Source organism: Aeromonas sp. R7-5 (genome assembly GCF_040908015.1).
In the GTDB taxonomy this organism is placed as follows: Bacteria; Pseudomonadota; Gammaproteobacteria; order Enterobacterales; family Aeromonadaceae; genus Aeromonas; species Aeromonas caviae.
This window is the reverse complement of the sequence record NZ_JBFOCZ010000020.1, coordinates 65,979-86,741: the sequence shown is the minus strand read 5'-3', so window position 1 is coordinate 86,741 and position 20,763 is coordinate 65,979. Positions and strand designations below refer to the sequence as shown.

The window sequence follows — 20,763 nt, the reverse complement described above, 5'->3', positions numbered from 1 at the left end:
CCCGACGAGCTACCGAGCTGCTCCACCCCGCGTCCGAATTGTATTGCCACCACAAAAAGCAGAGCAGTTGCTTCTTGCTGTCTTCGTCTCCACCGCAGCGCTATGCGCTTGCCATGGATACAAATAGTTGGTTGCGGGGGCCGGATTTGAACCGACGACCTTCGGGTTATGAGCCCGACGAGCTACCGAGCTGCTCCACCCCGCGTCCGAGGTCGCCCATAATAGGCGCCAACGCTGAGATTGCAAGTAAATATCCTAAAAAAAGTTTATTCGGGGAATAAACCGTCACATACTGCGCTCTTTTGCAACAAATCGCAGTTTTTTCAGGCAGCTAGCGATCTCTCGCCCCTCAGCCCCTCCCCGCGCTCCCCCCGACTTGCCCCTCTTTCCCATAAAAAAAGCCCGCACAACAAGGTGCGGGCGGGAGGATGCGCCGGGATCAGGCCAGCTGGTGCAACACGCTGGTCGCCGCAATCTGGGCGATGATGAGGCCGCACAGGGTCACGGAGACCACCACGGGGGCCGTCTCCTGCTGACGGTAGATGGGGCTGAACCAGAGCAGCAGGGCTGCGACCAGCAGGCCAGCCTGGGTCACTACCCCGGGGATCAGCGGGTCGAGCCCGGCGCTGCTCCCCTGCCAACCCACCAGCACCGCCAGCCAGATAAGACTCAGGATGGCGGAGACCAGCCCCGCCAGGGGCAGCAGCAGATTGAAGGCTTGCAGGCGGTGGCGGGCACGCAGCAGCATCAGGTGGGCAAAGGCCGACCCCAGCAGCACCATCTGCAGCAGGCCGCCGAGCCAGCCCTGGATCTGCATCAGACCCAGCCCGTAGAGGGCGAGCGGCATGGCGGGCAACCACAGCAGGGTGGCGGGGATGGCGCGCTTGCCCTCCAGGCGAGACTGGACCAGGGAGAGCACGATACCGAGCACCAGGGCGGCCCCCCCACTCCAGATGAGCCAGCCCGCAACCTTGGCCTCCACCGCCAGCATCAGAGAGAGCCCGGTGATCACCCAGACCGAGAAGAGCTGGGTAGTGATCCGCGAGCGCTGGCCCGGGCAGAGATCCCCGCGCCACAGGACGAGGCCCACGGCGATCAGAGCCCCCAGGGCCATCAGACCGGTCAGGGGAAAGAGCCAAAAAGGAAGTTGGACGAACATAGGGTCTCCGGCAGCAGTCCGGGTGCGGGTGCACCCGTCACAGGGTAAGGAAGGACAAGAGGCAGGGAGTATATCCAAACTCCCTCCGTCTTCCCAACGTCGCCAGTCAGCTTTGTCCCCGGGCAAGGGCAACCACCCGGGCAAACATCTGCTTGAGCACAGGGGGAATGTGCTCGCTGCCGAGGCGCTCCGCCTCCTCCACCACCGCCAGGGCCATGCCTGGCTTGCTGCGATGGTGGATCGCCTTGGCGATGATGCGCCCGGCGTTGAGGGTGGAGCGCCCCCCGACCCCCGCCTCGCGCCGGAACACCCCCTCGAACCCGTTCTGGTAGAGGTAGTGCTCTATGTCTGCCGCCGGCAACTGGGTCAGCCGATCCCGCTCGCGCTCCCCCTTGAGCAGGGAGCGGGCGGAGCTTGCATACTTGGCACCCGCCTCGTCACCGTCGGTGAGCAGGTGCCACTCTATGCCAAAGTCCCGGGCCACCTTGATGAGGGGAGCCTGGCCGCACTGGGCGAACTCGATGATGCGCACCCCCTCCGCCCGCAGGCTGTAGCCGCAGATCTGGGCCAGCTCCGAGAGCAGCCAGATCTCGGTCTCCCCTTCCACCAGCAGCCAGCAGCGGGCAAACATCGACATGGGCCTGTTGATGCGCACATGGAAGGCAATCTTGCGCAGATCGTCGCTGCTGTAGCGCTCCCCTCCCAACTGATGGCAGAGGATGTCCTGCTGGCGGCGCACCAGACGGCGCACCTGATTGAGGGGCAAGGAGGAGAGCAGGTCCCCCGAGTTGGTGGTGAGCAACTTCTGGCCGGGCAACTGCTCCAGCAGACCCCAGGCCAGGGCCAGCATGGTGGGATGCAGGCGGCTCTCGGGGTCTTCCAGCATCAGTATGGGTCTGGCCCCCTCCTCCAGCTCCCGGTTGCCCCGGGCGTGGAGCAGCATGGCCGCCATGCCCGCCATGGCCAGTTGCAGCGCCCGGTTGTCCGCATTGCGCAGCAGCACCTGCAGGTTGCCGGGATTGCGCAGGGTCATGGGGCGATTGACGATGTCCCGCTGGCTGCGAGGCTTGTGCTTGATGGGCGCCAGGGCGCTGAAGTAGTGCTCCATCAACTGCTGCACCGCCTGCAGCGCCTCCTTGAGTTCAGGCTCGCCGATGCGCTGGGGCTCGTCGGTGAGCTTGCCGGCCAGCTCGTCCAGCCGCTGCTCGCACAGATCCCCCCAGGGCAGCCGCTCGATGCCCTCCCGGGCGGTACGGGCATCCCGCAGCCTGAACACCGGGTTCATGGTAATGAGCAGACGCACCAGCGCCTCGTTGTTGTCGATGGCCAGGCTCTTGCCGATGCCGTCGAGAAAGTCGTGGGTGGTGAGCACGCTGCCATCGTCCTGCAACTCGGCACTGGCACGATAATGCACCCGGTGGAACTTGTCCTTGTGGGGGATCCAGGCCGCCCCGAGGCGGGCCAGACGGCGGGAGTGCTGGCACATCTGGGGACGATACTCGCTGAAGGTGAGCACCAGTTGCAGCGTGCGCGAGGGTTCGAGCTCGGGATCTTCGGGCCGGTGAAAATCATCCTGACCAAATTGATAGGGCTCGGCATCCCCCAGCAGGCACCAGAGGGCCCGCAGCAGGCTGGATTTGCCCCAGGCGTTTTCGCCAATGAGCACAGTGGTGTTGTCCAGCCCGAGGGAGAGGCGATTTATTCCGCGAAAACCTTTGACTTCAATGCGTTCCAGAAACATGCGGCCATATCCAGTCCATCCTGATGGCGCAATAGTGGCAAAGTTGCCGGAAAAATCCTATCGGGTTACGGCGTTTTCAGCGGGAACTGTGAGGAACGAGCGGTTCGGGCGGCGTCGGCTGGGTGGCGCGATAGAGGGGAGCATTCCAGTGGTTGAACCAGAGATGGCGAGTACGGGTCTGACGTTTGCGATGATTCAATGGGCATTCCTTTCAATGGACAAGAGACAGAGGGTACACCTCTTTTGCCCAGAGTCTCAGGGTTATCTGTGACAGGAGAATGACAACTGGGCTCGCCACTGGCCCGGACTCAGGCCGAACGCCTCCCGAAAACGGTTGCCAAAATGGGCCTGGGAGGAGAAGCCGCACTGGGCGGCGATGCTGGCCAGGGGCTCGCTTCCGGCCAGCAACTGCTTGGCCAACTTGAGCCGCAGCCCGAGCAGGTAGCGGTGGGGCGGACAGCCCAGGCTCTGCCCGAACATCCGGGCGAAGTGGTATTCGCTCAGACCCGCCTCCCGGGCGAGCTCCCCCAGAGTGACCGACTCGGCCAGGTGAGCCTGCAGATACTCCTGCACCCGGCGCACCACGGCGGGTGCCAGACCGCCGCGCACCTCCGGCAGCGCCGGGGCCTCGCGGGTGTGATGGCGATAGGCGTGCAGCATCAGCATCCAGGCACCGTGGGAGAGCGCCATGCGATCGATGCCATGCTGCCAGTCCAGCTTCATCAATTGCCCCTGCACCAGGGCCGCCGCCTGGGGATCGTCGATGAAGGTCTTGTCTTCCAGTTGCAGATGACGCCCCTCCTTGTCACACGCCTGCTCGGCGATGCGGGTGAAGTGGGCGGGGGTGAAGTAGAGGTGGAAGAAGCGAAACTCCTCGCGCACCAGCCACTCGGACCTGTGGTGATCCGGCATGATGCACACCTTGCCCGCACCGCCATGGCCACCGGGGCCGTCCAGCCGCTCGGTCTGCTCGCCCCCCTGCAGGTAGACGCTGATGGTGTGGTTGCCCGGCTTGTGGTAGCGGGTCTGATCGTAGCGGTTGCACCAGCTCGCCACCCCGAGCCCGGGCTCCAGCCAGCAGGAGTCCTCCAGTCTGGCACCGGTGCTCACCAGGGCATCAAAGACCCCCGCCTGTCTTGTCTGCTGCATGGCATGCTGCACGCTTGCGTCCCTCTCTGGCACTTGCCGCCCCTTTCCTGTCGCCATCTTATCGCGCCTCATGGTCAAAGGCTGCGCCTCCGTTGAAAAAACCGCAAGATGGTGCAAGCCGGCACCCCGCCTCACGGTTCATGCTGATCACATCATCTTCTCTTGATGGGATCACACCATGAATCTGATGCTCTATGTTTCCACCGTCCTCATCTGGGGCAGCACCTGGATTGCCATCGCCTGGCAGCTCGGCCCCATCCCCATCGAGGTCTCGGTGCTCTATCGTTTCGCCCTGGCGGCCCTGGCCCTGTTCGCCCTGCTCACGGTGAGCGGCAAGTTTCCACGCCTGCCCTGGGCGGGCCAGCGATATGCTGCCCTGCTCGGTGCGTTGCTCTTTTCCACCAACTTCCTCTGTTTCTACCACGCCACCCTCTATATCCCGAGCGGCCTGTCGGCGGTGATTTTCGCCAGCGCCAGCATCTTCAACGGCCTCAATCTCTGGCTGTTCGAGGGTAAACGACCGGGCCTGCGCTGGCTGCAAGGATCGTTGCTGGGGCTGCTTGGCACCCTGCTGCTCTTCTGGCCGGTGCTGGCGGATGCGCAACTGGGTGCAAACGGCTGGAAGGGCTTGCTCTTTGCCTGCGCCGGCACTCTCTGCTTCTCCCTGGGCAACCTGGTCTCCGCCCGGGGACAGCGCCAGGGCTATCACGTATTGCAGATGGTACCCTGGGGCATGGTCTACGGCGTGGCGCTGCTGCTGGGCTGGGTCACGGTACTCGGTCAGTCACTCACCCTGCCCACCGACCCGCGCTACCTCGCCGCCATGGTCTATCTGGCCATCTTCGGCTCCGTCATCGCCTTCACCGCCTACCTCACCCTGGTGGGGCGCATCGGTGCCAGCAAGGCGGCCTACGCCACCGTGCTCTTCCCCTTGGTGGCCCTCACCCTCTCCACCTTCTATGAAGGCTTTGTCTGGCAAACGGTCTCCATCGTCGGCGTGGTGGTGAGCCTCATCGGCAACCTGGTGATCTTCACGCCCCCCGTCAAGGCATGGCGCTGGCCGCTATCAAGGGCCGCAAACGGTACTTGCCCCTGATGCCACCAGCCCCTAAGGTAACCGCGTCCAACACACGAGGAGGGAGGACGCATGTTACTGGAAGGGCTGGAGACACTCTGCCTGCTGGCAAGCGAAGGCACCATGGCCAAGGTTGCAAGCCGCCTCTATATCAGTCAGTCGGCGGTCAGCAAGCGCATCGCCCAACTGGAGCAGCGCCTTGGCAAGAAGCTCATCGAGCCGGATGGCCGTCATATCCGCCTCACTCCCCAGGCCCGTGAGCTGCTCGCCCGGGTAGCCCCGAGCCTCGCCGAAATGAAGGGGGTGCTGGCGGACAGCCAGATCCTCACGGATCAGACCCCTCTGTCCATTGCCTGCTCCGAAACCCTGCTGGCGGGCTACCTCGCCCGCTTCATGCACGCCTACCTTGAACGGGATCCCCACATTGCCCTCTCTACCCACCACACCCCGGTCATTCTGGCCCGGGTGCGCGGCGGGGATGCCCTGCTCGGGATCTGCGCCGGCCGCCTGCCGCCGGGCCATGGGCTGTGTGCCGAACGGCTGCTGGAGGAGCCCTTCTATCTGGTGGGGGACGCTCTGGATGAGGCGGCGCAGCCGGATCACCAGGGCGCCTTGCAAGAAACTGTGACCAGCAAGCAACTGGCTGAAGGCGACGTGAGTCAGGGGATGCAGGGCAAGGTGCGCAAGATCCTGACCATGGATCTGGAGAACCCCTCCAACCGCTATCTGCGCGAGCCCCTGGCCGCCCTCGGGCTTATCCCCGCCATGGAGCTCGATTCCTACCTGGCGCTGATCGAGCTGGCCAAGGCAGGCATTGGCCCCGTGCTCCTGCCCGCCGGCCTGCTGGCGCTGGTGGGTGAGCAGGGGACACAGGCACGCCCCCTGCCGGGACTGGGCCGCCCGCTCCACCTGGTCTATCGGCCAAACAGCCTCAAGCGCGATCGCATTGCCCGCCTGGTGCAGGCGCTGCAAGCCCATTTCCGGCAACTATCGGCACTGGGCTGAAACGCAAGAGGGCCCGATCTGCGATCGGGCCCTCGTCATGGGGGATATCGGCTCAGCCCAGCCAGGCAAAGAGCTCGGGGTACTGGCTCCACACCAGCTTGGCGGACATCACCAGGGAGACGGTCACCAGCAGCGGCTTGATGAGCTTCACCCCTTTCTTGAGTACCAGCTTGGAGCCCATGCGCGCCCCGATGAACTGCCCCAGCGCCATGCACAGCCCCACGCTCCACACCACCTTGCCCCCCAGGGTGAAGAAGAGCAGGGAAGCGATGTTGGAGGTGAAGTTGAGCAGCTTGGTGTGGGCGGTGGCCCGCGCCATGCCAAAGCCCGCCAGGGCCACGAAACCGATGGCAAAAAACGACCCCGTGCCCGGCCCGAAGAAGCCGTCATAAAAGCCCACGCCCCCGCCCACCAGCAGGGCGAACGCCATGGGAGTGAGGCGGCGCTGGCTCTCCGCATCGCTCACCCTGGGGGAGAAGTAGAAATAGCAGGCAAACGCCATCAGCAGGAAGGGGAGCAGTCGCTCCAGGATGGCGGCATCGATGGTCTGCACCGCCAGGGTGCCGATGGCCGCCCCGATGAAGGTGCAGATGACCGCCGGCCAGATGATGGCCCACTCAAGGAGCCCCTTGCGGGCATAAAACCAGGTGGCGGAGAAGGAGCCGAAACTGCTCTGCAACTTGTTGGTGCCAAGCACCAGAGCCGGCGGCATGCCGGTGGCCAGCAGGGCCGGCACCGTCAAGAGTCCCCCGCCCCCGGCGATGGCATCGATAAAGCCGGCGATGAGGGCCACCCCGAACAGGGCGACCAGGGTGAGCAGTTCCAGTTCCATCCATAGACCTCGTGTGATTGGCGGCGCCCGGCATGGCCTGGAGCCTGAAGGAGTCAACAGCTCGCTATCCTAGCGAGGGCGGGCTCATGAAGCCAACGAAACAATGGCAGCCAACTAATTCCTTAATTTCATCAATCAGCGTGCGAGAGGACCTGTGCTTTGATAACCGCCACCCCCTGCAACAGGGGCGCTTCATCCTCACCGGGCGCACGGCTCACCCGGCCAGCCATCTAGCGGCTGCTGATGAGGATTAATCCAGAGCGCGGCTCTGGCCCTTGATGGTCTCCAGTCCCTCCAGCAGGGGCGCTTCATCCGCACCGGGCGCACGGCTCACCCGGCCAGCCATATAGCGGCTGCTGATAAGGATTAATCCAGAGCGCGGCTCAGGCCCTTGATGGCCTCCAGCCCCTGCAGCAGGGACTGCTTCATCCGCACCGGGTGCACGGCTTACCCGACCAGCCATGTAGCGGCTGCTGATGAGGATTAATCCAGAGCGCGGTTCTGGCCCTTGATGGCCTCCAGCCCCTGTAGCAGGGGCGCTTCATCCTCACCGGGCGCACGGCTTACCCGGCCAGCCATGTAGCGGCTGCTAAAGAGATTGAACCAGAGCTGCAGCGCCTGTCCCGCCCGCAGCTCCCCGGCCACTTCCAGCACGCAGGCGGCCACCTCGGCGGTGCACAGGTGCTCGTCGCTGTGGGCGACGCGCATGCCGTAGGTAGAGAGCGCATCCGGCTTGATGGCGAGCACCGGGAAGCCGTCCAGATAGGGACTCTTGTTGAACATCTTGCGCGCCTCGGGCCAGGTGCCGTCCAGCAGGATGAACAGCGGCTTCTTGCCGGGGGCCAGAACCACCTCGCCGGTCAGGCGGTCGGGTGCTTTCTCGCTGGCGGGAAAGACCACGTAGGGCTGCCAGGCGGGATCCGCCAGCAGGGCCAGCAGCTCGGGATGGGGGTCGGTACGCGACCAGAGAAAGGCCCAGGTGGAGTCCGGCAGCACGTCGGCGATGAGGCGCCCGGTGTTGGAGGGCTTCATGGGCTCGCTGTCATACATCATGAGGCAGAAACCGGCCTCGGCCTTGAGCGCCGGGCGCCAGTCGCAGGCACACCAGTCGTGGCGCAGCTGGCAGGCATCGCAGCGTGGCACGCTGCCGCCACGGGCAAGAAAGGGTCGGGTCGAGACGCTCTTGCGCCAGATGCGCAGGCGGTTGACGGCGTGATCGGGGATGGGCTTCATGGAACGCGGCTCTGACGGTGCCTGTGGCGGGACAAAAGGGGGCTGATTGTAACGGTGCGCCCTCCTGGCGGCAAGGCTTGCCGGGCGGCGCCCTGCCCCCTTCCCTCCAGCGTTCTGCCCGCCTCGCCCCCATGAAAAAGGGGCCCTGAGGCCCCTACTCACCATCCGTTGCAACCGGGTCTGGCGATGTCAGACCGCCTTTCGCAGGATCTGCTCCAGATAGTGCGCGAAGCTGTGGCCGTGATGCTCCAGCAGTTTCGGGAACATGGAGATGGAGGTCATGCCCGGGAAGGTGTTGATCTCGTTGAGCAAAATCTCCCCCTCTTCGGTCAGGAAGAAGTCGATGCGCGACAGATGGGTCAGCTTGAGCTGACGGAACGCCTTCAAGGCGTACTCGTGGATGGCATCGGCCTGGGCCTGAGTCAGCCCCTCGGCCTTGAGTGCGGTCTCGGTGTGACTGGCGCTGCTGTACTTCTCTTCATAGGTGTAGAACTTGTCCTGGGGTACGCAGATCTCCCCCGGATAGGTGGCCACCAGCTCGTCACCATACTGGTAGACCGCCACTTCCAGCTCGCGGGGCTTGACCGCTTTTTCGATCAATACCTGCTCGGAGTAACCGAAGGCATCGGCAATGCCCTTCACCAGGTCTGCCTCGTTGCTGGCGGAGTAGCAACCCACGGAAGAACCCTGGGAGGCCGCCTTGATGAAGACCTTACCCCACTTGGCCAGCGCCGCTTTTGCCTCGGTCAGGCTCGCCTCGTCCTGCTCGGTCAGGAACAGGTAGGGGGTATTGGGGATGCCGATGGCGGTGAGCCACAGCTTGGTGGTGATCTTGTTGAAGCACACCTTGCTCGCCTCGGCGTCACAACCCAGATAAGGCAGGCCGGCCAGCTCGAGGAAGGATTGCAGATCGCCGGTTTCACCGGGATAACCGTGGATGCAGGGCACCACGTAGTCCACCGGACGGGCCACGCTGTCGAACGAGAGCAGCTTGTCCAGCCCCAGCTTGCACTCGCGACCGTCGGCGGAGAGCCAGCGGTCGGCAAACATCTCGACCCGGGTCACTTCGATACCGGGCAGGAGCCCGAGCTGTTTTTCGAGGAAATTGGCGCTGCGCAGCGAGACTTCGTGCTCGGAGCCGCCACCGCCGCACAGCAGCAAGACATGCATGTTCTTCATTAGATGTGATCCCTTGGGAGAAGCGGCTTCGTCATCACCATGTCAAACCCAACCGCATGAAAACCGGACGAAGCCAGAAACGAACATAAGTGCGGGCAGTGTAGCAAGGGAGGGGAAGCCTTGTCAGCCGATGGGGCGCACCTCCCCCTGCCCGGGCAGATAAAAGTCTCTTCCTGTGTCAGAAACAGGATGAAATGCGCTCAGCGGGGGGGATCGACCCGCCCGGCGCCATTGCCGTTGACCCGAAACCAGCCGGCAATGCTGTAGCGCTCCCGGCTTGCGGGCAGCACCTCGTGGGGAAACTCTTCAGACAGGAAGAGCACCAGCCGCCCGCCCCGGGGGGAGACATCCATCAGAAACTGCTCGCTGTCGTCATAGACCCGCAATATTCCCCCCGCCTCTGGCTGCCAGTCGTTGTTCAGGTAGAACACCGAGGTGAGCCGGCGGTTGGATCGCCCGGCGAAGGCGTCACGATGGGTGGCGTAGAAGTCCCCCTGACGGTAGCGGGCAAAGTGGGCCTCGTAGTCGAACAGCCCCAGCATCAGGCTGCGATTGGCGGCCAGCCGCAGGGACTCCATCCGGGCCAGATAGTCGGCCACCGGCGCGCCGAGGGAGGCGTCGAGCCAGTGGATCTGATCCCGACGGATATCGCGGTTGTCCTGATGCAGGGTCTCGCGCCCGATCCCCGCCGGTCGCCACTCGTCCGGCAGGCAGGCCTTGAGGGCATCCACCTCGGCGGCGGTTAAAAAATCATCCACTATCACCCAACCCCGGGTGTAGATGGCATCCATGACGGCTTGATAGTCCAAGATAGGCTCGCAGCGAGGGGAGAGAGTGCGCTTTGTAGCGACTTCGGACCATCGGCACAAACCGGATTGCTTCTCTTGAGAAGTCCCGCCATCAATAGGAGTCTGGGGGGCACAGACGCCCTCCCCCTTGCTCCCCGGCCCTCGGCCCGTTAACGTGCAAGGATTGTCCCCCGGGCGCCTTGTCGCCCCTCTTGCATCAGGAGAAACCATGCCCCTGCCCCTCATCCCCCTGCAACGACTCGATGGCACGGCCTGGTCCACCGCCGATCTGCAGGGCCGTGTCGTGCTGGTGGTCAACGTGGCAAGCCGCTGCGGTTTTACCCCCCAATACACCGGGCTTGAGGCCCTCTATCGCCAGTTCGGCCCCCAAGGCTTCGAGATCCTGGGCTTTCCCTGCGATCAGTTTGGCCATCAGGAGCCGGGCGATGCCGAGGAGATCGCCCGCTTCTGCTCTCTCGACTACCCGGTCAGCTTCCCCCTGATGGCCAAGTGCGAGGTCAACGGCGCCGGGGCCCACCCCCTCTATCGCTGGCTCAAGGAGCAAAAGCCCGGACTCCTTGGCAGCGAGGCCATCAAGTGGAACTTCACCAAGTTCCTGATTGACCGAGAAGGCCGGGTGGTGGAGCGCTTCGCCCCCCAGACCAGGCCGGAGGATCTGGTGCAGGCCATCGAGGGACTGCTCTGACGGGCGTGCGCCGAGGCGAACCGGGCACCTCTTCGCAGCCCCCTGGCCTTTCCCTGCCGGGATGGCCGTAGCAACCCTGCTCGCGACACGGCTGCTGCGCGTACGCCTCGCATCTGCTATATTACGCGCCCACTGTCTCTTGTGCGGTCGCTTTGCCGGGCTCAGGCCCAGCCTCGATGGCGACCCACCCTATTTTCCATGTCGTGACGGACCAAGGCTGCCGTCACCCGTTGAGCCCAAGGCTCGGAGTGTCCCTCGAACATGTCATTCAATGAACTGGGTCTGTCACCGCACATCCTGCGGGCCGTCAAGGAGCTGGGTTACGAACAACCCACCCCCATCCAGCAGCAAGCCATTCCCGCCATCCTGGCCGGGCAGGACGTGCTGGGCGGCGCCCAGACAGGCACGGGCAAGACGGCCGGTTTCACCCTGCCCATGCTTCATCGACTGCTGGCCAACCACGGCCGTGGCGGTCGTCGCCAGGTGCGAGCCCTGGTGCTGACCCCGACCCGGGAGCTGGCCGCCCAGGTGGGCGAGAGCATCATCAAATATGCCCACCACCTGCCGTTTCGTACCCTGATCGCCTATGGCGGCGTCAGCATCAAGCCGAACCTGGACGCCATCAAGCTCGGGGTCGACATCCTGGTCGCCACCCCGGGCCGCCTGCTGGATCTGCTGACCCAGGGCGCCCTGACCCTGAGCGCCCTCGAGGTACTGGTGCTGGATGAAGCGGACAGAATGCTCGACATGGGGTTCATCACCGACATTCGCCGCATCATGAAGGCCCTGCCGGAGGAGCGTCAGACCCTGCTCTTCTCCGCCACCTTCTCCAATGACATCAAGGCGCTGGCGGACGATCTGCTCAAGGATCCCACCCTCATCGAGGTGGATCCCAGCAACACCGCCGCAGAGCAGGTAAGCCAGCGCATCATCCAGGTCGATCGGGAGCGCCGCCGGGAGATGCTCTCCCACATGATTGGCCGTGGCAACTGGCAGCGGGTGCTGGTGTTCGTGCGCACCAAACAGATTGCCGACAGGCTCGCCCAGCAAATGCAGAAAGATGGCCTGGATACGGTCGCCATCCACGGTGACAAGAGCCAGGGGGCCCGCAACCGGGCGCTGGCGGACTTCCGTGAAGGCAAGGTGCGGGTGCTGGTTGCCACCGATATCGCCGCTCGCGGCCTGGACATCGATCAGCTGCCCCACGTGATCAACTTCGAGCTGCCCCAGATGGCGGAGGATTACATCCACCGCATCGGCCGCACCGGCCGTGCCGGGCGCGGCGGCGAGGCCATCTCTCTGGTGAGCCAGGACGAGCTGGGTCAGCTCAAGGAGATCGAGGCGCTGATCGGCCAATCCCTGACCGTGGAGATCCTGGAAGGATACGAGCCGAGCGGCAAGCCGAGCCGTCAGACCCTGCCGGGCAGCAAGCCGGTGCAAAACCCGCCGCGTGCCCGTGGCCATGCCAACGCCAAGGGCAAGCCCGCCGCCGGGAAAGGCAAAGGGGATGGCGCCAAGAAGCCTGCCCAGCCTGCGCAAAACAAGTCCCGCAAGCGAGAAGTGGTGGGCGAGGACATCGGTTTCGCCCCCATGCGCCGTCTGCCCAAGGCCCAGCGGGGCGACTATCAGGACAACTCCAGCGAGGAGTGAGGGGGCGCGAGCCAAACCGCCTGCACAACAAAAAACCGCCCTCGGGCGGTTTTTTTATGCTCTGGCGCCCTTAACCGGCGGCCAAGGCCATGTGCAGCAGCGGATAGGGCTTGCCCTGGCCATCCAGGGGGGAGCGCCCCGTCACCTCGAAGCCCAGGTGCTGGTAGAAGCCGACAGCCTGGGCATTCTGTTCGTTGACGTCCACGCGAGTCGCCCCCAGACAACGGATGGCGTGGTCCACCAGCTGGCGGCCGACCCCGCCCCCTCTCGCCTCGGGAGCGATGAATAGCATCTCGATATTGCCCTCGGCCACCCCGATAAAACCGACGATCTCGCCATTGTCTACTCTGGCACAGTTCAGCGTCACGGCATCAAAATAGTGCTCCAGGATCAAGGGCCTCAGGGCCGCTATGTCGGCTTCTTGCAGGAAGTGGTGGCTGGCGCGCACCGAGGCCTCCCAGATGGTGATAAGGGTTGGGTGATCGCACTTTTGTGCGGCGTCAATTTTCATCGCTACCTCAATATGTTGCGGATAACAGCCCACGCCTTTGATGATGCAGCAGTCCATGGGACTTATTGCGGCGCCTTGATAACAAACCCTTTCTCGATGCCGGCCTTGAAGCCCAGCTTCTCATAGAGGCGGTGGGCTTCATCACGCCCCTCCCCCGAGAGCAGCATCACCTTGTAGCAATCCAGCTCCCAGGCCAGCGCCAGGGTATGCTCCAGCAACTGATGGCTGAGCCCCTGGCGGCGAAACGCGGCGCCCGTGATCACATGCTCTATGATGCCGAAGGGTCGGCCGCCGTTGGTGAGGGTCGGGATCACCCCGAGCTGGCAGCTGGAGGCCAGCTGGCCCTCCACCAGGGCCACCATGATGCGGGGATGGGGCAGATCAAGCATCGCCGCCAATCCCTCGCGGGCCCCTTGCTCGTCGAGCACGGGGTCCTGAGGCCTGAGTTCCTGATAAAGGGCCAGCAGCCCGGCCAAGTCCTGCGCCTCACACTCTCTTATCACCACTGTCGTCATCATGCTGATCTCCCTTGGCATCGATATCAGGCGGGTCTTGGGGCAAACATGATGATGGCCATGCCGATCAGGGCCACCCCGGCCCCCACCAGATCCCACAGGCTGGGTTTGATGCCATCTACGGCCCAGAGCCAGAGAATGGCCACGAAGATGTAGACGCCGCCATAGGCGGCATAGACGCGGCCAGCGGCGGTCGGGTGCAATGAGAGCAGCCAGGCGAACAGGGCCAGGCTCAGGGCCGCGGGCAGCAGCAGCCAGGCGCTCTTGCCCTGGGTCAGCCAGAGATAAGGGAGATAACAGCCCAGGATCTCGGCAACCGCAGTCACCAGAAACAGGGCCAGGGTCTTGAGTTCAACCATGAATACTCGGAATCCTTGCAGGCAGAATGGACTTCTTGTGGCAAATCATACTGTTATATCCAGCCACTGCAATCGGCTTTCGAGGTGCACGGTTCAGGGCACGGGAGGCAGATGGCGGAGCGCGAACAGGATCGAGGAACATCATGCGCTTGGCATGGCGTGCGGTAGTTATAGAGGGTATGCAAACAGGGGGTAGAAAGCCGACAGGGAACGGGCTGCGCTGTGCTTAAAAACAGTCAGGCCCGCCGAAGCGGGCCTGACGACAGGATTAGCGGGTCTTGACCGCCTGCAGCAGCACGGAGACATCCGGCCCGAAGCGGCGGGCTCGGATGGCCTCCTGGATATCCTGCTCGTCGTAGCGACTGGCGGGGTAGACCACCACGCAGGCGGTGTCACCGGGAGCGAGGAAGTGGGTCTCGCCAAAGGGGGTGTAGCGGGTGGCGCCAATGCTGATGAGCGCATGGGCCGGGCGCCCCGCCTGGGCCAGCAGCCCCTGGATATGCTCGGCCGGGCCTTCGTCCTGCTGATGGTTGAACTTGTCGATGGCCCACGCCAGCAACTGATCGTGGAAATAACTGTAATCCACCGCCGCGCTGTCGATCCCGTAGGGGTGCAGCTCGCCGCCGCGCTCCAGATAGCAGGCGATGCGGTAGTCATCGAGCTCGCATCCTGCGGCAAAGTGGGTCAGGGGCAGCAGGTTCGCGGCCAGCCCCTTGCTCTCTTCACCCCAGTTCTTCTTCTCGCTGATCTTGTTGGCATTGGGGCGACGGATGGAGCAGTCGTTGTAGGCGCCAAACGCCTTGGGATGGATGGCCACCACCTGCTCCCCCGCGTACTCCAGCTCGCACCACAGTGCCACCTCGGGTTCAATCTGCACCTTCTCGTCCCCGCTCACCGCCGCCTCCGGCAGGAAGATGGCCTCGCCGCTCAGGGGAAAGACCCCGAGCTGGCCGGGATGGTTCGGCACATAGAAGGGGAACAGCGCCTTGGGGGCGACCTTGTCGTCAACCTTGACGGCGACGAAATCCGCCGCCTCCCCTGCCTGCTCCAGGTGACCGGCGAAGTTGCCCGCCACGCCCAGTCCGATAAAGGGGGTCTGTGAGGTGATCTGCATCTGTGGCTCCACTGGCGCGGCCGGGGCCGCCGCCTCGTTGTCGTTGTTCAGGGCGGAAATACCGCCAAAGAGGGAGCTTATTAGAGCACAGCCCCCGTACGGCGCCCAGCCACCGGGCCACAAGCTGTGCACCAGGGCGGATTTTCCCTCACCATCTGGTCATAAAGTCAGCAGTCGATGCGAAGCTGTGATCCCGATGCTTGGGAGAGCCCGGCACTTTTGCTAGGCTGCCCTATTCATTTGCCGTTCGGGAGCCGTCGCAAGGCCATGACCACCCACTTTCAGGGGCGCTTCGAGGTGGAGTTCAAATACCGCCTGACGGACAGCGCCGCCTTTGTGCATACCCTCACGGCCCTCGGCCCCGAGGTGATGGTGGCGGACAATCATGAGCAGGACTGCTACTTCGACACAGCAGACGGTGCCCTGGCCCGAGAGGAGAAGAGCCTGATCATTCGCACCATGGCCCCCAGCGGCATCCGGCTCTGGATAGTCAAAGGGCCCGGACCCGATCGCTGCGAGGCGGTCAACATCACCGATGCGGACAAGGCGGCCAGCATGGTGCGCACCCTGGGCTACCGGCCGGTGCTGACCATCGACAAGCGGCGCAGCATCTATTTTCTGGGGGCTTTCCACGTCACGGTGGATCACCTGGCAGGCGTCGGTGATTTTGCCGAGCTCGCCATCATGACTGACGACGAGGCCGCCCTGCCCGCCTACCGCGCACAACTGCTGGCGCTGGCTAGCCGGCTGGGACTGGCGCCCGAGATGCGGGAAAACCGCTCCTATCGCACCTTGTGCGAGCAGCGAGCCCCCCTTTGACAAGCGGCAACAAGAGGAATCTGCCCATGATCGACAAACTCGCCTGGCTGACCTTCAAGGAGGGACAACTGCTGTGCGCCCGCTCCCACGGCAAGGACATCTACTACATTCCGGGGGGCAAGCGCGAGCCGGGCGAGAGCGACGAAGCGGCCCTCGTTCGTGAAATCGAGGAAGAGCTCGCGGTCATCCTGAAACCCGACACCCTGGCGTTCGCCTGCGAGTTCAGCGCCCAGGCGGACGGCAAGCCGCAAGGGGTGAATGTCAATCTGCGTTGCTACACGGGGGACGCCGACGGCACGCCCGTCGCCTCGGCGGAGATCGCCGAGCTGCGCTGGCTGGACAGCCGCCACCTGGCCGAAGTCTCCCCCGTCTCCCGCCTGCTGTTCCAGTGGCTGGCAGCGCAGGGACTGATCCATTAAGAGACGGCGCACCTGACCGGATGACGATGGCACCGGCAGGAGAGTCCGCGCCCGAGACGTTAATCCCCCACGTGGGCCAAGAGAGAAGATGAGGACATTCAATGGAGATCCTTGAGGTCGAGAGTACCAGAGGCATCAAACCGGCGCTGATCGCCCTGCTGCAAGATTGCGTGGCCAGCGGTGCCTCGGTGGGCTTTCTGCCTCCCCTGCAGGAAGAGCAGGGGCTGGCGTACTGGCAAGGCATCGAGGGGGAGCTGGCGGATGGAGTGCGCAAGCTCTGGGTGGCGTTCGATCAGCACCATCTGGTGGGCGCCCTGCAGCTCTCCCTGTGCACCAAGGCCAACGGGGGCCACAGGGCCGAAGTGGAAAAGCTGATGGTCCACAGCCAGGCCCGTGGCAAGGGGGTGGGCCGAGCCCTGATGAACGCCATGGAGCAAGGGGCCCGGGACGCCAGGCGTACCTTGCTGGTGCTGGATACCCGGGTCGGCGACGTGGCCTCCAGCCTCTATCGCCAGCTCGGCTATCAGGAGGCCGGCCAGATCCCGGACTTCGCCCGCAATGGGGACGGCACCCTGGCCGCCACCCAGTTCTTCTACAAGCAGCTCTGAGGCAGACGGCCTGGCGAGACCGGACAGCGTGCCGGTTTTGTCCCCTCCAAGGCTCGGCGCACATAGGTTTTTGGTTCAATCAGACTCATCGGCAAGGAGCCATCATGATATTGGAAGTCGCCCATCTGCAGATCATTCCCGGCAAGGCCACTGACTTCGAGCAGGCCTTCGCCCGGGCCCAGCACATCATCAGCGCCATGCCCGGCTACCTGGGCCACCAGTTGCAGCGTGCCCTGGACGATCCCCATCACTACCTGCTGCTGGTGCAGTGGGAACGGTTGGAAGATCACACCCGGGGGTTCAGGGGCTCCCCCCGGTACCAGGAGTGGAAGGCCCTGCTGCACCACTTCTACGACCCCTTCCCCAGGGTCGAACATTTTCAGGATGCAACACCGATCAGCGCCGCAAGCTGAGCCTTGATCATCCCGTCCCGTCACGGGCTGATCAATGGCGTCAGGCCAGTCGCTCGGCCCTGTGGGCAATCTGCGGATCGGCAAAGGCGCTCTGGGCCGCGATGAGCTGCAGCTCGTAGGCATTCGCCTCCCAGGTCTGACGCAGCACCGCATCCACCGCGGCGTTGGTGCGCTCGAAGGCGCTCACCCCATCATATCCCGCCTGCAGGTTGGCCAGCATCAGGGCACTGATGAGATCCCCCACGCCCACCGGTTGGCGCGCGAAATCGTAAAGGGGACGGGCGATCAGATAGTCTCCCTCGGGGGTGGCAAGCAGCATCTCGAAGCGGCCGGGGACGCTGGCGGCGCGACCCAGGTGCTTGACCAGCACCATCTTCACCCCCTTCTCCAGCAACTGGCGTGCGGCGACCCGGGTCTGGGCCAGGGTTGTCAGATGGACATCGCACAGAGTCTCCAGCTCCAGCAGATTGGGGGCCATGATGTCCGCCACCGGCAGGGCCTGCTCGGTGAGAAAGCGGGTGACGCCCGGGGCGACGATGCACCCCTTCTCCGGATGCCCCATCACGGGATCGCAGAAATAGAGGGCCGCCGGATTGGCTCGCTTCACCGCCGCCACCACCGCCAGGATCTCGTCCCCCTGCTCCGCCGAGCCCAGATAGCCGCTCAGCACCGCATCGCAGCGCGCCAGCACCTCGATATTGCAAAGCCCCTGGCACAGGGCGGCAATGTGGCCCGCCGGCATCGCCATTCCCTGCCAACCCGCCTCGTACTGGGTGTGGTTGGAGAACTGCACCGTATTGATGGGCCACACCTCCATGCCGAGACGGCGCATGGGGAACACGGCGGCACTGTTGCCGGCACAGCCAAACACCACGTGGGACTGGATAGAGAGAATGCGTTTCATCGACACCACCGCACAAGAAGCCTGAGGAAAAGAGGCAATATATCGGATGAAGAGACGGCTCTTCCAGCAATTAACGCCATGACTCCCTATTTATGCTTCAGCAGGCTTAACCTGCCGCATATTTGACCGCCGCTACCCTGTTTCTGCACAACCCTGGAGCCATCTCCCCCGCTGCTGCGGGGTGATAAATGTACCTGGACGCCTCTTGTCTGATGGCATACAAGATGATTTTTCAACCAACCATGAACAGTCGGGATCAAGGATGAGGTCCGATGAAAAGGCGCCAGTCGGCAGTCGGCAGTCGGCAGTCGGCAGTCGGCAGTCGGCAGTCGCAAAATAAGGTAACAATGGCAAGGGTCAAGAAGACGTCGGAAGATCACAGGACAAAGGCGGCCTACCCTTGCCTGACACCGTGGCAACGGCAAGCCATACGCAGTGGAGACAGCAAGTCACGTCACCAGTGCCGTGACTTGCTGTCTCCAGAAATCATCAGAGGGAGCGCAGTGCCCTTGGGCGTCTCAATCCCGGGCGAAGTGGTAGACCCAGCCTTCGTCCGGTGCCATCTCGTCCGGCAGGTCCACCAGGGCGGGCAGCGAGGTGACGGCCCCTTCGGCCGCAAATTGCAGGGCCATCAGGGCGCAGAGCGCGGCATCATAGGGATCCGTTCCAGGGATGAGGGACACCGGCAGGTGGGGTTGCAGCTCGGGCCGCACCGCAGAGGCTTTGCCCCCCATTTTGGCCAGGGCGGGATAGACCTCCAGCACCGCGCGCCCGGCAGCCCTCGCCTGTTTTGGCACCAGTTGCAGATCCCCGAGGCGCGGCAGCATGGAGAGGGCCAGGGTGGCGTTGTTGCCGAGCCTGTCGAAGGTGGCGGAGAGGGGCTTCTTGCCATAGTGCTGATGGAGCCAGCGCTCGCAATCCCGGTAGGCGTAAGGGTTGTCAATCTCCCGCTGAGGCACGGGAAAGCCGCTCCCCCGCCCCGCCAGCAGATCGGCGAGGGCGCGGGGAAAGGCCAGGGGCGCATCGATGCCGAGAGCAAGTCGCGGGCAGGCCAGCACCTGCATCAGCGCCACCTCGTCTTGCAGGGCCGGGCGCAGCAGGGCATCCAGATCCGGCGCGACCCGGGAGCTCAGCCGAAACAGGGGGGAGATCCCGAGCCAGTGCAGACGCGACTCCCGGGCCTGCCAACCCACCACCGCCACCGCCTGGGCATTGCCCTGCCAGCCCCTCACGTCCCAGCCGATGCCGATGGCGTCCATGTGTTCCGTTGTCATGCCCCTGTTACCTCTGTGCAGCCTTGATGGAGCATCAGGGTAATGGCTGCCCCTCCTAAAGCAAGGGCAACTTGGTCCCTAGAAGGATTTCTTGAAGTTGATCAGGGGCAGAATGGGGAAGATGCCGTTCTCGGCGTAGTTGGCCAAGCCAATCTGCAAGCCGTCCAGGTGCTTGGTGGCATTGACGAACCCCAGCTGGAACGTGGTGCGTTCGGCATAGTTGACGAAGCCGACGTTGGCCAGGGCATTGCCCTGGGCGATGTTGACCGCCCCCCAGTTGAGCCCCTTCACATTGTTGGTCAGGTTGACGAAGCCCAGATTGAGGCCGGTATCCTGCCCTTCGTGCCAGTTGACGGCGTTGATGGCGACCCCGCCAAACTGGTGGCGCACCCGGCTCGCGCCAAAGAACACACCAAGCTGCAGGCCGGTGAACTGATCCACGTCGGAGAGGGCGAACACCGGCAGATCGATCCCCTTCACCTGACCGGTGCGGCCGTAGAGGAAGGAAGCCCGTGCCCCTTCCACCTGATTGGACGAGGGCAGGTTGACACCGGGCAGGGAGATCTGGACCGGCGTGCTGGCCTGAGCGACACCGGCGAGGGTCAGGGCACCACAGCCGAGCAGCAGGGCGAACGGTTTCATCGGAGATTCCTTGTGAAGAGGGTGTGGCTCAAGGGTACCAGCGCAGGCCCCGGGGGACGAGGTCCCGGCCCTTTCCCTGCGTCACCTCTCGTCTGAATCCGGGGATGGCTCTCTCGGCGGATTGGAAAATTCAAACAGAAACTAACATTTATGTCATTTACACCAAAGGTGGATTGGTTGCAGAATGCTCAAACGTGTGTTTGAACAGAGCAAACAACACGTAACACAGGGATGACGTGCTGTACCCGCAAGAAGGGTCGATTGACCCGCAAAAACAGTGTTCTGCCGAACCGGAGACCCATGATGAATATGGACGTGATCAAGAGCTTTACCGAGCAGATGCAAGGCTTTGCCGCCCCCCTAACCCGCTACAACCAGCTGCTGGCCAGCAACATCGAACAGCTGACCCGGTTGCAACTGGCGTCCGCCAATGCCTACGCCGAACTGGGGCTCAACCAGTTGCAGGCCGTCGGCAAGGTGCAGGATGCCCAGAGCCTGGCGGCCCTCGGCACCGTGCAGCTGGAGAGCGCCAGCCAGCTCTCCCGCCAGATGCTGGATGACATCCAGAAGCTCAGCGCCCTCGGCCAGCAGTTCAAGGAAGAGCTGGATGCCCTGACCGCAGATGGCATCAAGAAGAGCACGGGCAAGGCCTGATAACCCCTGGCTGC

General features: G+C 63.9%; 24 protein-coding genes, 1 tRNA gene and 2 pseudogenes. 9 read left to right on the top strand and 18 right to left on the bottom strand.

The genetic code is table 11. The features are described from left to right. Window positions 1-128: 128 nt before the first annotated feature. The 5 genes from AB5Y53_RS07240 to AB5Y53_RS07220 all read right to left on the bottom strand — a co-directional run bounded on the left by AB5Y53_RS07240 (window position 129) and on the right by AB5Y53_RS07220 (window position 4,049). Window positions 129-205, bottom strand: a tRNA-Met gene (locus AB5Y53_RS07240). Window positions 206-439: 234 nt separating this feature from the next. Next, complete coding sequence (locus tag AB5Y53_RS07235; RefSeq protein WP_010674858.1) at window positions 440-1,159, bottom strand: hypothetical protein; 720 nt, start codon at window positions 1,157-1,159, stop codon at window positions 440-442. A 106-nt stretch (window positions 1,160-1,265) separates the two neighbouring features. Next, window positions 1,266-2,900: an ATP-dependent endonuclease gene (locus AB5Y53_RS07230; protein WP_039038583.1), complete on the bottom strand. Its 1,635-nt coding sequence runs from the start codon at window positions 2,898-2,900 to the stop codon at window positions 1,266-1,268. A gap of 76 nt (window positions 2,901-2,976) precedes the next feature. Then, window positions 2,977-3,099: a hypothetical protein gene (locus AB5Y53_RS07225; protein WP_256094327.1), complete on the bottom strand. Its 123-nt coding sequence runs from the start codon at window positions 3,097-3,099 to the stop codon at window positions 2,977-2,979. A 62-nt stretch (window positions 3,100-3,161) separates the two neighbouring features. Beyond that, window positions 3,162-4,049, bottom strand: a complete 888-nt coding sequence (locus tag AB5Y53_RS07220) for a helix-turn-helix domain-containing protein (protein ID WP_128345424.1) — start codon at window positions 4,047-4,049, stop codon at window positions 3,162-3,164. Between the two features lie 178 nt (window positions 4,050-4,227). Here AB5Y53_RS07220 and AB5Y53_RS07215 point away from each other — a divergent pair, with 178 nt between their 5' ends. Then, window positions 4,228-5,145, top strand: coding sequence for a DMT family transporter (locus AB5Y53_RS07215; protein WP_368181480.1), 918 nt, complete (start codon window positions 4,228-4,230; stop codon window positions 5,143-5,145). 51 nt (window positions 5,146-5,196) lie between these two features. Further along, entirely contained in the window at window positions 5,197-6,129 is a 933-nt protein-coding gene (locus AB5Y53_RS07210) for a LysR family transcriptional regulator (RefSeq protein ID WP_266136499.1), read from the top strand. 52 nt (window positions 6,130-6,181) lie between these two features. Here the strand turns inward: AB5Y53_RS07210 and AB5Y53_RS07205 are convergent, their stop codons facing one another. The 6 genes and pseudogenes from AB5Y53_RS07205 to AB5Y53_RS07180 all read right to left on the bottom strand — a co-directional run bounded on the left by AB5Y53_RS07205 (window position 6,182) and on the right by AB5Y53_RS07180 (window position 10,182). After that, the gene (locus AB5Y53_RS07205; RefSeq protein ID WP_010674863.1) at window positions 6,182-6,961 is read right to left on the bottom strand and encodes a TSUP family transporter; all 780 of its coding nucleotides are present in this window, start codon (window positions 6,959-6,961) and stop codon (window positions 6,182-6,184) included. Window positions 6,962-7,092: 131 nt separating this feature from the next. Then, window positions 7,093-7,209: pseudogene (locus tag AB5Y53_RS07200) on the bottom strand (DTW domain-containing protein); the annotation flags it as partial. Between the two features lie 2 nt (window positions 7,210-7,211). Next, window positions 7,212-7,325, bottom strand: a pseudogene (locus tag AB5Y53_RS07195) (DTW domain-containing protein); the annotation flags it as partial. 119 nt (window positions 7,326-7,444) lie between these two features. Continuing rightward, a complete protein-coding gene (locus AB5Y53_RS07190) occupies window positions 7,445-8,194 on the bottom strand; it encodes a tRNA-uridine aminocarboxypropyltransferase (protein ID WP_368181478.1) in 750 nt (249 codons plus the stop codon). Between the two features lie 189 nt (window positions 8,195-8,383). Continuing rightward, window positions 8,384-9,373, bottom strand: a complete 990-nt coding sequence (locus tag AB5Y53_RS07185) for a D-alanine--D-alanine ligase (protein ID WP_041211487.1) — start codon at window positions 9,371-9,373, stop codon at window positions 8,384-8,386. A gap of 200 nt (window positions 9,374-9,573) precedes the next feature. Continuing rightward, entirely contained in the window at window positions 9,574-10,182 is a 609-nt protein-coding gene (locus tag AB5Y53_RS07180; RefSeq protein ID WP_041211488.1) for a 2OG-Fe(II) oxygenase, read from the bottom strand. Window positions 10,183-10,390: 208 nt separating this feature from the next. Between AB5Y53_RS07180 and AB5Y53_RS07175 the strand changes: the two genes are divergently transcribed. Both AB5Y53_RS07175 and AB5Y53_RS07170 read left to right on the top strand, forming a co-directional pair. Next, window positions 10,391-10,867, top strand: coding sequence for a glutathione peroxidase (locus AB5Y53_RS07175; protein WP_069651324.1), 477 nt, complete (start codon window positions 10,391-10,393; stop codon window positions 10,865-10,867). A 261-nt stretch (window positions 10,868-11,128) separates the two neighbouring features. Beyond that, window positions 11,129-12,517 carry a DEAD/DEAH box helicase gene (locus tag AB5Y53_RS07170; protein ID WP_104452968.1) on the top strand — a complete coding sequence of 463 codons (1,389 nt, stop codon included), beginning with the start codon at window positions 11,129-11,131 and terminating at the stop codon, window positions 12,515-12,517. Window positions 12,518-12,587: 70 nt separating this feature from the next. Here the strand turns inward: AB5Y53_RS07170 and AB5Y53_RS07165 are convergent, their stop codons facing one another. The 4 genes from AB5Y53_RS07165 to AB5Y53_RS07150 form a co-directional block, all read right to left on the bottom strand. After that, window positions 12,588-13,028 carry an acetyltransferase gene (locus AB5Y53_RS07165; protein WP_201934514.1) on the bottom strand — a complete coding sequence of 147 codons (441 nt, stop codon included), beginning with the start codon at window positions 13,026-13,028 and terminating at the stop codon, window positions 12,588-12,590. A 62-nt stretch (window positions 13,029-13,090) separates the two neighbouring features. Continuing rightward, window positions 13,091-13,546: a GNAT family N-acetyltransferase gene (locus AB5Y53_RS07160; protein ID WP_368181476.1), complete on the bottom strand. Its 456-nt coding sequence runs from the start codon at window positions 13,544-13,546 to the stop codon at window positions 13,091-13,093. 23 nt (window positions 13,547-13,569) lie between these two features. After that, a complete protein-coding gene (locus AB5Y53_RS07155; RefSeq protein ID WP_041211490.1) occupies window positions 13,570-13,902 on the bottom strand; it encodes a YnfA family protein in 333 nt (110 codons plus the stop codon). 268 nt (window positions 13,903-14,170) lie between these two features. Further along, the gene (locus AB5Y53_RS07150; RefSeq protein WP_368181474.1) at window positions 14,171-15,016 is read right to left on the bottom strand and encodes a DUF5718 family protein; all 846 of its coding nucleotides are present in this window, start codon (window positions 15,014-15,016) and stop codon (window positions 14,171-14,173) included. A gap of 267 nt (window positions 15,017-15,283) precedes the next feature. Here AB5Y53_RS07150 and AB5Y53_RS07145 point away from each other — a divergent pair, with 267 nt between their 5' ends. The 4 genes from AB5Y53_RS07145 to AB5Y53_RS07130 all read left to right on the top strand — a co-directional run bounded on the left by AB5Y53_RS07145 (window position 15,284) and on the right by AB5Y53_RS07130 (window position 17,275). Continuing rightward, on the top strand, window positions 15,284-15,835 hold the full coding sequence (locus AB5Y53_RS07145; protein WP_368181473.1) for a class IV adenylate cyclase: 552 nt from the start codon (window positions 15,284-15,286) through the stop codon (window positions 15,833-15,835). A 26-nt stretch (window positions 15,836-15,861) separates the two neighbouring features. Continuing rightward, on the top strand, window positions 15,862-16,254 hold the full coding sequence (locus AB5Y53_RS07140) for an NUDIX domain-containing protein (RefSeq protein ID WP_010674874.1): 393 nt from the start codon (window positions 15,862-15,864) through the stop codon (window positions 16,252-16,254). Between the two features lie 101 nt (window positions 16,255-16,355). Further along, window positions 16,356-16,862: a GNAT family N-acetyltransferase gene (locus AB5Y53_RS07135; RefSeq protein WP_010674875.1), complete on the top strand. Its 507-nt coding sequence runs from the start codon at window positions 16,356-16,358 to the stop codon at window positions 16,860-16,862. A gap of 104 nt (window positions 16,863-16,966) precedes the next feature. Then, window positions 16,967-17,275: an antibiotic biosynthesis monooxygenase gene (locus tag AB5Y53_RS07130; protein WP_069651329.1), complete on the top strand. Its 309-nt coding sequence runs from the start codon at window positions 16,967-16,969 to the stop codon at window positions 17,273-17,275. A gap of 40 nt (window positions 17,276-17,315) precedes the next feature. Here AB5Y53_RS07130 and pdxY read toward each other — a convergent pair whose 3' ends face one another. From pdxY to AB5Y53_RS07115, 3 genes are all read right to left on the bottom strand, one after another. Then, entirely contained in the window at window positions 17,316-18,179 is an 864-nt protein-coding gene (gene pdxY, locus AB5Y53_RS07125; protein WP_139737954.1) for a pyridoxal kinase PdxY, read from the bottom strand. Between the two features lie 518 nt (window positions 18,180-18,697). Beyond that, window positions 18,698-19,453, bottom strand: coding sequence for a DUF429 domain-containing protein (locus AB5Y53_RS07120; RefSeq protein WP_103260218.1), 756 nt, complete (start codon window positions 19,451-19,453; stop codon window positions 18,698-18,700). A gap of 78 nt (window positions 19,454-19,531) precedes the next feature. Beyond that, window positions 19,532-20,095, bottom strand: a complete 564-nt coding sequence (locus AB5Y53_RS07115) for a hypothetical protein (protein ID WP_010674879.1) — start codon at window positions 20,093-20,095, stop codon at window positions 19,532-19,534. A gap of 303 nt (window positions 20,096-20,398) precedes the next feature. Between AB5Y53_RS07115 and AB5Y53_RS07110 the strand changes: the two genes are divergently transcribed. After that, window positions 20,399-20,749, top strand: coding sequence for a phasin family protein (locus AB5Y53_RS07110; protein WP_039040883.1), 351 nt, complete (start codon window positions 20,399-20,401; stop codon window positions 20,747-20,749). Window positions 20,750-20,763: the final 14 nt, after the last annotated feature.

Excerpts from the sequence above, each read along its gene's own strand:
- AB5Y53_RS07235 (WP_010674858.1), bottom strand. The coding sequence starts at position 1,159 with ATGTTCGTCCAACTTCCTTTTTGGCTCTTTCCCCTGACCGGTCTGATG.
- AB5Y53_RS07230 (WP_039038583.1), bottom strand. The coding sequence starts at position 2,900 with ATGTTTCTGGAACGCATTGAAGTCAAAGGTTTTCGCGGAATAAATCGC.
- AB5Y53_RS07220 (WP_128345424.1), bottom strand. The coding sequence starts at position 4,049 with ATGCAGCAGACAAGACAGGCGGGGGTCTTTGATGCCCTGGTGAGCACC.
- AB5Y53_RS07215 (WP_368181480.1), top strand. The coding sequence starts at position 4,228 with ATGAATCTGATGCTCTATGTTTCCACCGTCCTCATCTGGGGCAGCACC.
- AB5Y53_RS07210 (WP_266136499.1), top strand. The coding sequence starts at position 5,197 with ATGTTACTGGAAGGGCTGGAGACACTCTGCCTGCTGGCAAGCGAAGGC.
- AB5Y53_RS07205 (WP_010674863.1), bottom strand. The coding sequence starts at position 6,961 with ATGGAACTGGAACTGCTCACCCTGGTCGCCCTGTTCGGGGTGGCCCTC.
- AB5Y53_RS07190 (WP_368181478.1), bottom strand. The coding sequence starts at position 8,194 with ATGAAGCCCATCCCCGATCACGCCGTCAACCGCCTGCGCATCTGGCGC.
- AB5Y53_RS07185 (WP_041211487.1), bottom strand. The coding sequence starts at position 9,373 with ATGAAGAACATGCATGTCTTGCTGCTGTGCGGCGGTGGCGGCTCCGAG.
- AB5Y53_RS07175 (WP_069651324.1), top strand. The coding sequence starts at position 10,391 with ATGCCCCTGCCCCTCATCCCCCTGCAACGACTCGATGGCACGGCCTGG.
- AB5Y53_RS07170 (WP_104452968.1), top strand. The coding sequence starts at position 11,129 with ATGTCATTCAATGAACTGGGTCTGTCACCGCACATCCTGCGGGCCGTC.
- AB5Y53_RS07165 (WP_201934514.1), bottom strand. The coding sequence starts at position 13,028 with ATGAAAATTGACGCCGCACAAAAGTGCGATCACCCAACCCTTATCACC.
- AB5Y53_RS07160 (WP_368181476.1), bottom strand. The coding sequence starts at position 13,546 with ATGATGACGACAGTGGTGATAAGAGAGTGTGAGGCGCAGGACTTGGCC.
- AB5Y53_RS07155 (WP_041211490.1), bottom strand. The coding sequence starts at position 13,902 with ATGGTTGAACTCAAGACCCTGGCCCTGTTTCTGGTGACTGCGGTTGCC.
- AB5Y53_RS07150 (WP_368181474.1), bottom strand. The coding sequence starts at position 15,016 with ATGCAGATCACCTCACAGACCCCCTTTATCGGACTGGGCGTGGCGGGC.
- AB5Y53_RS07145 (WP_368181473.1), top strand. The coding sequence starts at position 15,284 with ATGACCACCCACTTTCAGGGGCGCTTCGAGGTGGAGTTCAAATACCGC.
- AB5Y53_RS07140 (WP_010674874.1), top strand. The coding sequence starts at position 15,862 with ATGATCGACAAACTCGCCTGGCTGACCTTCAAGGAGGGACAACTGCTG.
- AB5Y53_RS07135 (WP_010674875.1), top strand. The coding sequence starts at position 16,356 with ATGGAGATCCTTGAGGTCGAGAGTACCAGAGGCATCAAACCGGCGCTG.
- AB5Y53_RS07130 (WP_069651329.1), top strand. The coding sequence starts at position 16,967 with ATGATATTGGAAGTCGCCCATCTGCAGATCATTCCCGGCAAGGCCACT.
- pdxY (WP_139737954.1), bottom strand. The coding sequence starts at position 18,179 with ATGAAACGCATTCTCTCTATCCAGTCCCACGTGGTGTTTGGCTGTGCC.
- AB5Y53_RS07120 (WP_103260218.1), bottom strand. The coding sequence starts at position 19,453 with ATGACAACGGAACACATGGACGCCATCGGCATCGGCTGGGACGTGAGG.
- AB5Y53_RS07115 (WP_010674879.1), bottom strand. The coding sequence starts at position 20,095 with ATGAAACCGTTCGCCCTGCTGCTCGGCTGTGGTGCCCTGACCCTCGCC.
- AB5Y53_RS07110 (WP_039040883.1), top strand. The coding sequence starts at position 20,399 with ATGAATATGGACGTGATCAAGAGCTTTACCGAGCAGATGCAAGGCTTT.